Source organism: Sphingobacterium sp. GW821-FHT03E03 (assembly GCF_059420745.1).
In genome coordinates this window covers 185,159-200,975 of record NZ_JBWKUH010000005.1, presented here as the reverse complement: position 1 = coordinate 200,975, position 15,817 = coordinate 185,159, and the positions used below count along the sequence as shown (strand labels likewise).

Annotated in this window: 12 protein-coding genes; 7 read left to right on the top strand and 5 right to left on the bottom strand. The window is 40.0% G+C overall.

The genetic code is table 11. From position 1 onward, the window contains the following. Nucleotide 1: 1 nt before the first annotated feature. From AC07UV_RS08625 to AC07UV_RS08615, 3 genes are read right to left on the bottom strand one after another with little or no spacing between them, the layout of a single operon-like run. Nucleotides 2-1,321, bottom strand: coding sequence for a lipopolysaccharide biosynthesis protein (locus tag AC07UV_RS08625; protein WP_495183372.1), 1,320 nt, complete (start codon nt 1,319-1,321; stop codon nt 2-4). Next, the gene (locus AC07UV_RS08620; protein WP_495183371.1) at nt 1,318-2,403 is read right to left on the bottom strand and encodes a Wzz/FepE/Etk N-terminal domain-containing protein; all 1,086 of its coding nucleotides are present in this window, start codon (nt 2,401-2,403) and stop codon (nt 1,318-1,320) included. Before AC07UV_RS08620 ends, AC07UV_RS08625 begins: the two co-directional genes overlap by 4 nt. A gap of 6 nt (nt 2,404-2,409) precedes the next feature. Next, on the bottom strand, nt 2,410-4,938 hold the full coding sequence (locus AC07UV_RS08615) for an SLBB domain-containing protein (RefSeq protein ID WP_495183370.1): 2,529 nt from the start codon (nt 4,936-4,938) through the stop codon (nt 2,410-2,412). A 303-nt stretch (nt 4,939-5,241) separates the two neighbouring features. On the opposite strand from AC07UV_RS08615, the gene AC07UV_RS08610 reads away from it, so the two are divergent. From AC07UV_RS08610 to AC07UV_RS08585, 6 genes are all read left to right on the top strand, one after another. After that, nucleotides 5,242-6,156 (top strand): DUF5106 domain-containing protein, encoded by a 915-nt coding sequence (locus tag AC07UV_RS08610; RefSeq protein ID WP_495183369.1) that lies wholly within the window; start codon nt 5,242-5,244, stop codon nt 6,154-6,156. 3 nt (nt 6,157-6,159) lie between these two features. Beyond that, nucleotides 6,160-6,627: a S24 family peptidase gene (locus tag AC07UV_RS08605; RefSeq protein ID WP_495183368.1), complete on the top strand. Its 468-nt coding sequence runs from the start codon at nt 6,160-6,162 to the stop codon at nt 6,625-6,627. Between the two features lie 595 nt (nt 6,628-7,222). Next, nucleotides 7,223-8,137, top strand: a complete 915-nt coding sequence (locus AC07UV_RS08600) for an NAD-dependent epimerase/dehydratase family protein (protein ID WP_495183367.1) — start codon at nt 7,223-7,225, stop codon at nt 8,135-8,137. Nucleotides 8,138-8,440: 303 nt separating this feature from the next. After that, on the top strand, nt 8,441-8,710 hold the full coding sequence (locus tag AC07UV_RS08595) for a PqqD family protein (RefSeq protein ID WP_282251204.1): 270 nt from the start codon (nt 8,441-8,443) through the stop codon (nt 8,708-8,710). A 20-nt stretch (nt 8,711-8,730) separates the two neighbouring features. After that, nucleotides 8,731-10,359, top strand: coding sequence for an ABC transporter ATP-binding protein (locus tag AC07UV_RS08590; RefSeq protein WP_495183366.1), 1,629 nt, complete (start codon nt 8,731-8,733; stop codon nt 10,357-10,359). A gap of 117 nt (nt 10,360-10,476) precedes the next feature. After that, the gene (locus AC07UV_RS08585; protein WP_495183365.1) at nt 10,477-11,391 is read left to right on the top strand and encodes a hypothetical protein; all 915 of its coding nucleotides are present in this window, start codon (nt 10,477-10,479) and stop codon (nt 11,389-11,391) included. 126 nt (nt 11,392-11,517) lie between these two features. Here AC07UV_RS08585 and AC07UV_RS08580 read toward each other — a convergent pair whose 3' ends face one another. After that, nucleotides 11,518-13,083, bottom strand: coding sequence for a S41 family peptidase (locus AC07UV_RS08580; RefSeq protein WP_495183364.1), 1,566 nt, complete (start codon nt 13,081-13,083; stop codon nt 11,518-11,520). Between the two features lie 90 nt (nt 13,084-13,173). Continuing rightward, entirely contained in the window at nt 13,174-14,454 is a 1,281-nt protein-coding gene (locus AC07UV_RS08575; RefSeq protein WP_282251210.1) for a replication-associated recombination protein A, read from the bottom strand. Between the two features lie 243 nt (nt 14,455-14,697). Here AC07UV_RS08575 and AC07UV_RS08570 point away from each other — a divergent pair, with 243 nt between their 5' ends. Next, nucleotides 14,698-15,795 carry a tetratricopeptide repeat protein gene (locus AC07UV_RS08570; protein ID WP_495183363.1) on the top strand — a complete coding sequence of 366 codons (1,098 nt, stop codon included), beginning with the start codon at nt 14,698-14,700 and terminating at the stop codon, nt 15,793-15,795. The last annotated feature ends 22 nt before the right edge of the window (nt 15,796-15,817 follow it).

Here is a 15,817-nt window from a genome sequence, read left to right as displayed (position 1 = left end):
GTCAGCTTTTCCAAATCCCAACTGCCGTACCAAACATAAGCTTTCTGTACTGAGTATACTCAATAATAAAGGATATCGAGCTCAAAATCAATGTCGCCAAAACAACCCCGTGAAGACCTATAAGACGTCCCAAAAATATTCCTAATGGCACATTTAGAATGCCAACTCCGACGACCAATAGGACTTGGAGACTAATCACACCAACGCCATTTAAATAAAAATGATAGATAGTTCTGAATGCATTCAAAACAGTATATATCGCCAAAACCCAAGAAAGCAATATCGGTGGATTAACGTCAGAACCTAACCATAATTTATAGGCTATATTCGAAAAAAGAGCCATTAGACAGGCAAGTACTCCTAGACCACAAACAATCAAATTCATCTTTTTGATCGTTTGTTTTATCCAAGCATAGTCTTTTATTCTATGCGCTTCACCGAAAGCAGTCCATAGAGGCGTCATCACTATACCCGATAACATCGTTATTACACTGAAATATCTATATGCAATATTATAAGTAGTCACGGATGTAGGACCAAAGACCTGTGTAATAATTAAATTATCAATGTTATAGACCAAAATTAGCCCCATCTGGATGATAAAGAATTTCCAGCCTAACTGGAAAATATCCTTTAACAATGAAGGATCAAAAAACCTAATACTTGGTCTAATACTCCTAAACCGACCATTAAACAGAAGAAAATTTGCGGTAAGTAGGACAAGAACTGGACTTAAAGCCATCGGTATTGCCAAGATTTCTAAACTACCATCTTTGACAAAAATAGTTAGTAGAAAAATAAAGAACAGCGAGATAACATTGATCAGACAATTAACAACTGCACCGACTATCGTATTTTGATTAGAAGCGGCTACCGTCACAATTGTATTTAATACGAACTGGAATGTAAAAGAGAAAAAAACGATGAAAGCAACTTTTCGTAGACCTCCCTCTGTCATAAAATGAGCATTTAGTAAATTTTGCCATTTTATAAAAAATTGCAGCATCACAAATACAAGCAATAAGAGAAGGGATATAAACATCAACAGAAGATACGTTGTACTTATATATTTTTTTGCCTTCAATAAATCTCCGTCAGTAATCGATTCAGTTAACTTTGTTTTGAGGCCATTGCCCAATCCAATATCAAAGAAATTTACCCATCCTATAATACTACTCAAGACTAACCATAATCCATATTGATCTTTATTTACAAAATTCAATGTAATAGATACCAGCGCGAGGGTAGATGCAACACTTATTCCTTTAAACAATAATGAATACGAAATATTGCTTTTCAGTCTCCTTGTACGATTACTCATCTCACCATTCTCTTTACTACAAATGCAATCGAAATGAAGAACAATGATAACATTACTCCAAGTATAGCCCCAAAAATAAGACCTTTATAAATACTTATAAATTGCTTTTTTAACGGTAAAATAGGCTCGTCAATAACCTGTATTAAAGGCGTCTCACGCATCAGAGCCATCTTTGCCATTTCTAAATTCTGAATCAACTGACTTAAAATTGCTTTATTCGTCTCCGCAGAGAATTGGGAACGTTGTGTTGGAATAATTCGCTGTGCCTGTTTTGTCGGATTGAGATTTGGTGTATTGTCTATAACAATTGCTGCAGAGGTTATTGCTCCATTCATAATGCCTCTAACCGAATCTGTTTTATGCTGCAAAATTTTTATATTATCCTGCGATTTCTTTGTCTTTGTCGCTACATAAAAATCATTTACATTCTTTACTAAGGCATCGTTAAAATCTTTTGAAAACGACTCATTATTTGATTTTACCTCTACTCTAACTATAGACAACTTCTTATCTAGCTTATCTACAACGAGACACTTATCTCTAATATTTGCAACTACATCTTCCATCACACTATCCTTTGCTCGCTGCAAGAATAATGATTTTTGCTTTGTTTTTTTAAAAGAGATTTCCAATAACTCAGGTTTCTTTTTCCTCCACTTCTCTTTCATCTCAGCAACTTCTAAATATTTTTCAATCATAGAAATCGAGGAGTCGGAGGTAGTCGGATTATACAATGCGGCTTCTATCATTTTTCGCGACCTATACAGTTCCAACAAATTATCGCCTTGAAAAATTCCTCCAGTAGAAGATCCAAAATCTATACCCGCCAGTGCTGCCAACCCGGCCACTTGTCCCAGGCTTCCGTTATTACTATCACCGGACTCTAAAACAAATGTCGTTGTAGCAGTATAAATAGGCTTATTGAGTTTTGCATAGAAAATTCCTAATGTAGCGCCTGCTAGCACAAAAATTAAGATCACATACCATTTTGACAACAGATAGCTAACCCATGTTTTTATTTTAGTTGTAACTTCGCCTAAAGATAATTCAGCAGATACCATTTGGCTATTTTTATTTTCCAAGGTTGATTATTTAAATAAACTAATAATAATCGCCAACGTAGAGGCAACACCAGTTCCGATACCTATCCAAGCTTGCGAACTCAACTTTTCTTTCGGAGCTCGCTTAGGCACAATAATTTCAGCTCCAGGCTTCACTTCAGGATAACCTCCATTTTTCCCTTTTACTGCACCATTAGCGTATTGAACGAAAACACGTTTTTTCAATGCATTATCCGTAAACCCACCAGCTTGGTTCACGTAATATTTTAAATTTTTACCTTTGACATAGACCACATTATTCGGATTTAAAACTTCACCCACCACTTTCACTGTTTCCAATTCTTTTGGTACGTTGATGATGTCTCCATCTAAAACTAGAAGATCTCCCTTTTCATACGGCTTTTCTAAAATTTTGTTTAATTCAATACCGACAAGATCACTTGGCTCAATATCATCAGCAGACATACCCTGTTGTGATACTTTGGCAAGTGCCTTATTTTTTGCCTTAGAACTGTTTGCATCTCCTTCTTCGTTTTCTTTATTTTGATCGCTAGTATCACCCTTGCTATCGTCTAAACTGTCCTGTTCCAATTCTTTCCTTAGGCGTTCTTTCTCTTTCTTCTCCTCTGCTTTTAATTTAGACATACCTGTACGTCTTAACGAGGCTCCTTCTGTATAAGCATAAGTAGTCAAACCACCAGCGCGCTTGATGATATCGGAAATGCGTTCGTCTTCCCTTGAGATAGTATAAACACCGGGGTATAATACTTCACCTTCAATTGTCACCTGACGCTGCGTACGGAAGCCGGCATCGCCTAACACCGAAATCACATCATAAGGCTGTAAAGCAATTGTCTGATCGGTCAGCATGCCATCTTTAATATCAACTAAAATGGTTTGTGATGAGTTGTGATCTCCGGCATTACGGTGGGCAAACCTCCGGGCAATCTCCACACGTGCATTTTTAGCCGCTTCGGTCAATCCGCCAGCTTTCTGGATCACATCACCTAAGGTCGCATTACTCGCAAAAGGCAGGTCACCTGGAAAACGTACTTCACCCTGAACGGTAAATTTATATTCATCGCGCAGATCAAAAATAGAGGCGATCTCGATCTTGTCTTCACGTTTCAATGGAATGTCAGCAGCTGTGCCAGCCAGTACTTCACGTACATTGAAGTTAATCAACTCGGATGTATTATCCGCTTTTAGGCGGTTGATGATACCACGTTCCAAAAAGGCATCTTCACGTACACCATCGGCCATTTCAAGCACTTGCTTTAAGGTCAAACCGGGCTCCAGCCCAAATATACCCGGGCGAAATACTGCACCCAGGACAGATACCCGATTGGCATAACGTTCTAATATCGGTTCGACAATATATTGATCTCCACCCTTAGGCGTGTAATTCGCGAATTGATCGGAATAGACATCCTGCACACTACGCTCACGTCCTGTTGTTTGCAATACTTTAATCTTAGCTGTATAGGCGTTCTCCGTAAAATCGCCTGCATAACGCAAGATATCGGATAAGGATTCGCCAGCCACCGTCTCAAAAATAGCCGGTCGTTTTACTTCGCCTTCAAACTGAACACGCGCTCCATATACAGGAATATGGATAATATCTTGATCCTGTAAACGGATGTTACCTTGTTGGATACCATTAGCCAAAAAGTCATAGACATCAATTGTACTGACGACACGATTACCACGGATCACCTGCATCTGACGGTAGGTGCCGTTTTTATTGGGGCCTCCAGAAGCATAGAGTGCATTGAACACTGTCGCTAAAGATGGAAGGCTATAAGTCCCCGGTTTGGTAACTGCCCCGGTCAATGTAACACGAATCGTACGAATATTACCGATTGTCACACTTACATTGGTCCTTCCTGAACGGATGGCGGGGTAGGTGCCACTCAAACGTTGTTCAATCTTACTCTTCGCAGCAGCAATCGATAAACCCGCAACATTAATTTGACCAACATATTCCACCTTGATCATTCCATCTGGGCTGACAGGAAGTGTATAAGAAGCTTCATTATCACCTGTGATATCCAATAAAATCTCATCATCAGGACCAATGATATAAGAACTTGGTGTCGCCATCCGAAGATTGGGCTCGAAAGTAATGCTATTATTTTTAAACAGATCCGCGCCAAAAATCTTTAATTTTCCATCATCATGCTGAATCGAATCCTGATTATTAGTACGTTTATTTTGTAGGGAATCAGTCGTATTTGTCCCACCAACCTGACGGCCTACTGCACGGCCCGTGGTACTGGTGGTATTATTTCGCTGTGACTGATCGGGTTGCTGCTTCTTACGTTTAATTTTCGCCAAACGATCTTTTAGTTTTTGCACTTCAACAGCAGACACCCCCTGTGCACGGGCAAAACCATCAAGCCGGCTTTCATCATAACCCATTAGCGCAGCCTGTTTTACATATTGCTCAATCTGGGTATCTGTCAGATTATCCACTTTGATATTGGCAGGATTGGTCTGTGCGTATATTGAGCCCACAAATCCGATCATGCAAAACCATAAAATTACTTTTTTCATTCGATATATTGGCATTTGCCGCAAAATTAGTAAAACTATTTAATTAAATCGTCTAAAATATTTACACACGAGGGTTTAAACTGTCAAGAAAGCGTTCTTTACACCTTGCTTAAATTCTTCGCTATCCAGGCTTCTAACGTAAAAGATGATTCTTTTGCTACGCGAGACTTCTTATTCCATTAAACATCATGGATTTAATCACCTGTTAAGGCAACTCAGTGACCACAATTGCTTATGCGAATAATTCTATCCATAGAATCTTGAAAGTTTTATTAACTTAGCAAAGTTAAGCATTAAATTAGAATGAAAAGTTCAACTCTTGGTTTTTGGTTGCCGATAGGCATGATTGCAGGTCTTTTGTGGGCCTGTGATGGAAATAATAAATCAAAAAAAGAAAGTAACGAAACAATACCGCAAAAAGCGAGTACGATGAGTGCCGCAGACAGTAGCTTGTTACATTTCTGGGACAAGTTTGACATGAAAGACACTTCTCAGGTTAAAAATCCAGACAAAGGAGAGCAGCAGCTCGCTGATTTTATTGGGTTATTATCAAAAACACCTGATTCGGCTATGCGAGACAAAGCAGTAGACCTGATGTTAGACAAAGCCAAATCCAATAGGACCAGTTTCGACTACTTCATCAAACTATACGAACGTTATCTTTATGATGGTAATTCGCCGATGCGAAATGATATCATCTACGAGTCAGTACTCCGCTATATGATCAAAACCGATCTATTATCGGATCTAGAGAAAGAGGCCTATAGACCTATCTACAAGTTGGTGTTACGTAATAAGGTCGGTCAACCCGCTGAGGATTTTAGCTATGAGCTGGCCAATGGTACAAAACAGAAACTATCACAAACTAAGGGAAAATTCACCTTTTTGATCTTTTATGATCCCGATTGTACCCATTGTAAAGAAACAATTCACCAACTCCGCGATACACCGCAATTGGTTGAGTTATTCTCGCAACTACAGGTACAAGTTGTTGCGGTTGATCCCTGGGGCGATCGTATCAAATGGGAAAATTATATGCCAGAAATGTCTGAAAAATGGATCAATGGTTTTGACAGTGATAGCAAAATTTTATCTTTCAATCTTTACGACCTCAAAGCTTCTCCAACAATATATCTCTTGGATGAAAACAAGAAAGTCCTATTGAAAGATACTTATCTACAACCGGTGATCCAATATTTTGTTCAACCCAATCAATAATATATGACCGAACATTCGGAAGACAATAGGACACGTATTATCTCCAATGAGCTCTATTTTGCCGAAGTACAGCGCATGCTAGATGATGGCAAGGAAGTCCGTATCCGTATTAAAGGGGACAGCATGCGCCCTTTTATTCAGGATGGAGACAGCGTCTTATTGCTCGCTTACCGCGGTGGGTCTTTGCAGCCCGGAAGTAACCTATTGGCCAGACATAAGGGAAAGTATGTTTTTCATCGCTATGTAGGAAAGAAAAAGGGACAGATCGTCCTGGCCGGGGACGGCAATCTCGTCCTACGGGAATATATTAACCTGACAGATATTATTGCTGTCGCTTCGGTTCATTTTCCACAAAATTCGGCGAAGGAAATTAATCTAAATCACAGCTGGGCAAGATTCCGCGGCTTGGCTTGGTACCATATACGGCTACTTCGACGGATTGTTGTTAAATTAAAAAACCTACAATCCTAAATCGGTGAATGATGTCAGCAATGGGCTTTTGCGTAACTTTCCTCATAATTGACCCTTTAAGAAAAACACTCTCCATTTGAAACAAATAAATTACAAAGGATTTTATTAAAATGCACACACATCCAAGAACCACTCACACATAAATTTCCTCAAAATAAGCGGTTTATTGAACCTTCAACCTATATAAAATAGCTTAGGTTAGCCTGATATTTTCCCTTACACAAGAAAAATAAATTTTCAACCATTTAAAAATCAGTAGATTAAAAAAAATTAATACAAAACTGTAGCAGGTTATATTAATTTAACGTTGAGTAAATAAAAACATGTAAAATATGTGTATATTTACATGTTTTTATTTAATTACTAGAATTATGAGGAGAATTTTAATCATTTCGAATTATCATCTTTACTTTTCTCCACTGAGGCCACATTTATACACCTCTTTCAATCTTGTAATAAATAGGAGGTGTTCATACAATTATCAAATTATTTTTATAAAAATATAAAATAAGGAGAAATTGTTCGTAAGCCTTATTTCAGTTAGAACAGTATTTTCATTTAGTTACATAGTAAAAGAGTTATTAGGGAGAATAACATGAAAGTTTTAGTTTTAGGAGGCGATAGTGGCTTTTTAGGGAGTCATTTAAGCAAAAAACTTAGGTATCCATTTCAATGTAAATTTGTTTCAATGAGAAACCTCAGTTGGATGGATGACAATTTTAATGCTGACTGTATCATTAATTTAGTTGGCAAAGCGCATGATTTTACAGGTAAAGCTGTGGAAGAGGACTTCTTTTATGCCAACTTTGAACTTGCAAAAAAAGCCTTTCAACTATTTATCTCCTCGGAAGCTAATATTTTTATCCACATCAGCTCATTGGCCGCCATAGAAGAGGTAGAATCTTCCAAATCCCTATCAGAGAATGCGGGTTATAATTCCGTTTCTCCCTATGGTAAATCAAAACAGGCAGCAGAAGAATGGCTGATGCAACAACATCTACCCCCTAATAAGAAGTTAATTATTTTACGGCCTCCCATGGTGCATGGTGCTGGAGATAAAGGAAACTTAAACCAATTATATAAATTAGTCAGTAAGGGTATTCCTTACCCTCTGGTCCGATTTAAGAATAAACGCTCTTTTCTTTCCATAGACAATTTTTGCTTTTTTATTGAACAGATCCTTTTACAACACGAGAAGATGGCAACAGGCATTTATCATCTTGCAGACGATGAAACGTTATCTTCGAATGAAATTGTTAACGTCATGAAACAAGAAACTGGGCTAAAAGTTCCTTGCTTTCCTCTACCTAAGCATATTATCCGTTGGCTTTCCAAATTAGGGGATCACAGCCGTGCATTGCCTTTAAACACTTGGCGTCTCAAAAAATTAACAAGTAATCTAGTCATTTCCAATAAAAAAATAAAACTCACGTTAGCCATTCAGAGACTGCCAAAAACGGCAAAACAGGGCCTTCGTGAAACCATACGATCGTTTAAGCAGGGGCACTAAAAACTAAATTCAAAAAATCCATAAAATTTCGCAGACGTTTTACAAACCTAAATATCCAAATTAATTTGCAAAGAGGATAAATGTTCTCTTTGTGCATCGCTATATCCTTGCATATAAAGAGCAATTTAGTTAAGTTTGGACTAATTAATTGCTCTTTTAGGCCTTTATGCTAGAAAATTATATTTGTATAGGCAATCACGAGCACTGTTATTTATTATTTGACTATTTCATAACAGCTGGAGAACCAAACAAGATATAATTTTTACCATCCAGGGTATACACTTTTATACAGATAATTTATATATGAAATTAAGATCGGATTTAGTATTGAGAACAATTGGTTCAGATCATTTAATTGTTGACCCTAGTCAGGATATGGTTGATTTATCAACCGTATACACCCTAAACAGCACTGCAGCATGGCTTTGGGAGCAATTAAAAGGAAAAGAGTTTGACACAGCTACAATCGTTGAACTACTCTGTGACAACTATGAAGTGGACGAGGAACAAGCGCAATCCGATGCTAAAGTTTTACTTGCGGATTTTGAAAAACAAGGACTATTGGAAAAATAACCTTTCCATTGATAATCTGAATGAATAACAACAGCCTGAAACAACATGCGCGCTGGGCATGGTCAATCAGCGATGGCTACCGCGATAGATTGCTTCTATACTTTGTATTGGAACTGATCTGTATCGGTCTCTCCCTGATCTTTGTATACCTGTCCAAAAAAGCAGTTGATGTAGCGACTTCCCCAGGAGAATTACCCCTTAAATGGCTGTTGATAGGCATTATTGGAAGTATCACGCTGAATGTAGCAATAAAAGGCTATTCGGGCCGTCTGCTGGAGCGCATCAAGTTGATGCTGACACTTCAATTGCAGCGTCATATGCTCGACGCACAGATGTTATCGGTATGGCGGTTGATCAAAAATTGGCATACGGGAGATATCCAGATCCGGATTCAGACAGACTGTGAAGAAGTGGCCAATACGATCGCCAGTACCGTACTTTCTTTTGTATTGACGATTATCCAATTATTGGCTTCTGTGGGTTTCTTGTGGTATATGGACCCCATGCTGGCTCTGATGATTCTGGCCATCTCACCCCTCTTTGTCTTTTCAAAGATTTACTTCCGTAAAATGCGCAAACTCAGCAAGGAGGTCAAAGAGGAGGAAAGTAATTTTTCAAAGGTCCTTCAAGAGAATTTGCGTTTCCGCCTGCTGATCCGTGCCATGGGCATTTTTCCCAAAAGGCGTGCGAAGCTGACCGAAACGCAACAGCAGCTCTTTATGCTGAAAATGCGTCAGATCAATTTTTCAACATATACCCAGGGAGCGATGAAAGTCGCCATGAATGCAGGTTATTTGGTCGCCTTTATCTGGGGAGTCTATCGACTACAATCCGGACAGATTACTTTTGGAACGATGACTGCCTTTTTGCAATTGGTCGCTCGAATTCAGAGCCCAATTCTTGCCTTGATCGGCTATATCCCTGGCTTCGTCCGCTTTCGTGTATCTGCAGATCGGCTGCTGGAATTACAGGAAGGTGAGATTGAACCTCAAGTAAAACAGGAGCGCCTGAACAAAACAGAAGAACTGCGCATCACTGACCTATCCTTTCGTTACGAAGACAAATGGGTCTTACAGCAGTTAAATCTTTCCCTAAAAGTGGGTGAGCCAACAGCAATTATTGGTCCGAGTGGAAAAGGAAAGACCACCTTGATCCGCCTATTGCTATCACTACTTAAAGCCGAAAAAGGCGATATCACATTGGCAGATACCGATGGCGAACGATCATTGGAGGCAAAACATCGCATCAATTTTGCCTATATCCCACAGGGCAATTCACTCTTTAGTGGAACAATACGGGAAAACCTTATGCTCCATGTGAAAGAAGACGGACCACTAGATATCGATAAAGCGCTTTGGCTAGCCTGTGCAGAGTTTGTATTTGATTTTCCAGATGGCGTGGACACTTTAGTGGGAGAATCTGGCATGGGTCTATCAGAGGGACAAGCACAACGTATCGCTATTGCCCGTGCACTGATGCATAATGGTGATATCTGGCTATTTGACGAGGTAACCTCGGCCCTGGACAGAACGACTTCAGATATGTTAACACAACGTCTGCTCGAATATGGAAAACATAAAATATGTCTATTTGTAACACACGACTTACATCTGGCAGATAAATGCCAACATCGCATCTACCTCGATTAAAGGTGTATCTGTGATTACCAGATAGCTCTGAAAACAATCAGGATAGGCAATATAAATATTAAAAGATGAACTGAGCCTTCAAGCTCAAGAAGTAATTATTCACATAGGAACCGAATTATGAATATAACGAATTCACCTGAGTTATCTCAAACCCGCTACCGCATTGCAGACTTAATTTTGGAGTTTAACCATCCGACACATATTGCTTTGAATCATATCCTCGGCTCCTTTCGGGACTTTCAGATTGATATTGTTGACGAAAAAGCTAACATTGTCATCAATATAAGTTTAGAAAAGGCCCCTGTGACAAATGATATGGGAATCTTGCGGACTGATGAGTCCATCGCTTGGGGAGATCGCTTTCGTTTTTATGAAAAGGGGAACACCTTTATTACAACCATCGTAAGTGACAAAGGCAATGAGACATGGTATCAATATAGTAACCGCAACTTTGAGCAATCGACAATATATGTCCCAGAGAGCTCTGCAGATGAACAAGGTGCTGTAATTACCTGGATGTCCATGATGATATTTGGCCAGGCCAGCCTCCTACACGAGACAATTATGATCCATGCCTCTGTGGTCAATCATCAGGGTACTGGAATCGCATTTTTAGGGAAAAGTGGAACTGGAAAAAGCACACATAGTAGACTCTGGCTTACCCATATTCCCAACACTGTATTGCTCAATGATGATAATCCGGCTGTCCGAATAACAGCGGAGGGCATTTTTATCTATGGAACGCCGTGGAGCGGCAAGACCCCTTGTTATAAAAATGAACGATTACCGCTAAAAGCGTTCGTTCGGTTACAACAGGCTCCGACCAATACCTTTAACTGGCAACCAGGACTCAAGGGCTTTATTGCTGTGTTACCGAGTTGCACCGCAATCCGATGGAATAAAGATCTCTTTGCAGGTATGAATACAATTTTGGAAAAAATTATTAGCGAAGTGCCCGTGGGCCATCTACAATGTTTGCCCGACGCGGCTGCTGCCCAGCTGTGTTATTCATTAGTATTTAGTAATGAGTAATTAGTATTAAGATTTTATTAAAGTAAGAGGTCCCCGGATAACATAATTATCCAGGGACCTTTCTATCTTTTTGAGCTATTATCATACCGTACTCGTGCGCTATTAGCACACTGTAGCAGCACTAACTTATTTGCTCCTTGTCTTGATCATGCCACGCTCTGGCCTTGCATGCATTTTGCCCTGATCCACTGTTTGGATCGTACGTGCAGAAATACTGCGCATAGCCGCCCGTGATTTACTTGTGGGAGCTGCATCAGCTAAAGCTGTTGCCAACATTTTTTCCTTAGGATCTCCGACGTCAGCTGAAACATCGTCACCGATACCACTCTTATCAGGAACTAGACCGTCCCAATAATCACGGAGACCGGATTCAGTTCCCTTGTTATATTTCTCGCCGAGATTTCCCCGTGAATTCTTCAAAATAAATGAAGCCGGCCAATAAGATACTTTGTCCCGGACTTTCTGCTCGAAAAAACCAACTGGTTTACCATAGGTTCTTGATTCAGTTGCAATAATCTGCACTGGAAGGTGTGGTGTAAGCACGTTGACCAACATCTCCGCAGCTGAAGCCGTCTCCTCACTCACCAAGAAATACACTTTAGTCAGGTTTAACGTACTTAGTCCCTCAAAGTAGGTATCATGCATGTTCAGTTGATCCCTTAAACTCTTGGCGGCATCTGACTGCATATACTTATTCATTTCATAAGTAAGCATCAGCTTACCTTTGGTCTTGGCACCACCGATCTTATCGGCAATATAGATTGCAGCGTCGACATAACCACCACCATTGTACCGCAGGTCAACAATCAGGCTTTTGATCTGTTTGGTCTCATATGCTGTAAAGGCTGCATTGATATTTTTCTGATTCTGATTGTTATTTTCGATCTCTTCAAATGATGATAAAGCCAAATAACCGACATTATTGCCACTATTGAGATATATGGTATCCTTGTATATTGGATTGATCACATACGAATTATTATAGCTCATTGGTTTTTCGAACACCTTATTATCCTCACGTTTCACCTGCAAGGTAAGATTTGCGGCATCCAATGCCGAATTGATTTTATTCCGCAATCGACTATAGGCAGCAGGATCTTTTACTTCGCAGGTCCGGCCCGCGTCTGGACAGCTCACTTCAACCGAATAATTTTCCTTATCATTATTGACAGATGTAATGATATCTGCGCGTTTAAACCCCGCCAATTGTGCTGGAGAGCCCCCTTCAACAAAGGAAATATAAGGTCGTGCGGTAGCTGCATCCAAAGAAAACCATTGTACTGAGATGCCATAGCCTTCGTTGTTATCCATCTTTGTACTGGCCTGCTCGGCGATATTGTAACCGTTGATACCTTCCATAAAGGAAAAGCGGTCAAAAACCCCTGCGTAACCGGCCGCCACATGGACAGGTGTCAGCCTTTTGAGTGCATCGAGCACATTACTCGCCGAACCATATTGATCGGTATACTGAGCCGGATTTTTTAAATAATCTGGAATAGATCCATCCGCCCATACGGAATAGAGCTTATAATATTTATAAATATCGTCTTTAATAAGCTGACCTTCGGTACGGTCAGTTGGTTCCGGCTCCGGTTCGGGCTTTGGATTATCCTTTTTACAGGAAAGAACAGTAAGTCCGATCAGCGCTATCGCTGCCCAACGTCCTACTTGCTGTAGAGGCACTATGTTCATATATTGAAGCAATTTGTAAAACAAATATATATATTAGTATTGAGTAGTTAGTATTGAGTATTGAGATTTTGTAGCGGCATTTTTACTTTCTCAATATCTGTATTTCTCTTTCCACTTGTCCCGAAGGCTCTGTCGGACCTTCTCCTCCTGAGGATTTTGTCCTGGTTCGTATAATTTCACACCACTAACCTCTTTGGGTAGAAATTCCTGTAACACAAAGTTTCCAGGATAAGCATGCGCATATTTATATTCGGCTCCATAGTTGAGTTCCTTCATCAGTTTAGTCGGTGCATTACGGATGTGCAAGGGAACCGACAGATCACCGCTTTGTTTCACGAGCGCCTGTGCCTTATTAATGGCCTCATAGGATGCATTGCTCTTGACCGAAGTTGCAAGATAAATGACGGTTTGCGAAAGAATAATACGTGATTCGGGCCATCCGATAACGTTCACTGCCTGGAAACAGTTGTTCGCCAACAAGAGCGCATTGGGGTTGGCATTGCCAATATCTTCTGAAGCCAAAATCAACAACCTGCGCGCGATAAATGAGGGGTCTTCTCCCCCTTCGATCATCCGGGCAAGCCAGTATACGGCAGCATTTGGATCGGATCCTCGTATAGATTTAATAAATGCCGAAATAATATCATAATGTTGCTCCCCAGCTTTATCATAGATCGCCATATTCTGTTGCACCTGCTTCAGCACAAAAGCATTGCTAATGGGTTCCTTATGGAGAACTGCGGCATTGACAACAAGTTCAAGCACATTCAACAGCTTGCGTGCGTCACCACCAGACAAGCGTAACAGCGCCTCATACTCTTCGACAGCAATCGCTTGCTTTTGGAGATACTCATCCTCATGAAGTGCCTTTTGAACCAGGCCAATAAGGTCGCTCTCTGAGAGATGCTCCAACACATAGACCTGACAACGGGATAACAAAGCTGATATAACCTCGAAGGAAGGATTTTCAGTCGTAGCGCCAATCAGTGTAACCAAACCACGCTCAACGGCCCCCAGTAGCGAATCCTGTTGGGATTTGGAAAAACGGTGTATTTCATCAATAAACAGAATTGGCTGATCCTGATTGAAATTCATCAGCCGTTCGGCCTTATCAATGACCTCACGGATATCTTTTACGCCAGCCTGAATTGCACTCAGGGCAAAGAAAGGTCTATCCAACTCCTTGGCAATCAACAGTGCCAAACTTGTCTTTCCGACACCCGGGGGCCCCCATAATATCATTGAAGGGATATTCTTTTGTTGGATCGCATGATAAAGTACTGCATCGGGACCAACAATATGCTGTTGTCCCACATAATCTTTCAATTGATGTGGTCGTAATCGTTCTGCAAGAGGGATACGTGTTGCCATAACACAAATTTAAAAATTAAACCATACAATAACTAAATATTTTAGCGTACCCTAATGAAATATACACAAGCAGTGGGCATGTAACTAAAAAAGAAAATAACCGGTAAGCCACAGGCTTGTACCACCAAGGTCTCAATACTCAATACTAACTACTTCATACTCAAAAAACACTTTAACATTTTTTCACACAATTTTTCTTCATATTTGTATTAGACGTTAATTGACGCGTAATAATGAATGAGGATGACGAAATACTGGACCTTACTTTTGACTGCCCTAACCACGACCCTTGGAATGAGCGGAAAGGTTATGGCACAGAATACCCCAAAGGACTATACTGGGGCAATAAAAAAATATGATGCTTCATTTAGCGGTGTAGGTCCGGAGGTGTATTTCCTACCTCCCCCAAAGACTGAGAACGAAATTATTGAAGACAATTATACGAGCAAAAAAAGCTTTAGCAAGGAAATTGCCAGGCAACTGTTATTCCAACGTTTATTACTGCAATTGAAAAGCACCAATAATATGGGTCATTTTCAATATCTGATGAATCCTGTTCCCGCTAATACCACAGCATGGAATAATACCATCGAAAATCAGAAAAAAGCAGAGAACTGGATTGCCGGCTATTCCTTAGCCAATGAAGCTGCACTATTTGCAATTAAGAATAATGACAGTATCGCTGCTTCAAAATTTCTATATGATGCATTATCATTAGCAAATCGTACCGACAATAAGGATGATATTGCAACAATTAACTTGAATTTGAGCAATTTTCAATTGTATCATGGCGATTTTGACAAAGCCGAAGAAAGCGCCCAAAAATATCATACCTATGCCACGGTAAGCAAAAGCTATCTCGAGCAGGCCAATGCCTGGTTATTAATTGCTATGGCCCGTGCAGGGCAAAAAAACTTTAAGGCCGCCGAAAATAACATTATCCGAAGCGCTATCCCCTTATTTAATAAAGCAAAGGCTTATGAAGGTAAAATATTCGCATGGGAGATGCTAGCGGAGATCTATTTTAAGCAAAACAAATTCACCGAGGCACAATGGTTCCTATTGCAAGCACGTGATCTGGCCAATGCAAAAAATCTGAGTGGTGAGCTTGCAGAGATTGAATACCTACTTGCCGCTTCCAAGCAAAAGGATGGTAATTACAAGGTGTCGATCAAAGAATTTATTCAAGCTGCTGAATTGGCCTCCAATGAGAATAACAAACAGTTGTCATTGGCGATATTAGACAAATTGGGCGAAGTATATCTTGTATTAAAGGACTACCCTTCGGCCGACCAGACCTACAAGGCTTATACACAACTGAAAAACGAATTGTACAATTAATTGACCTTTGTAAGATAACAGC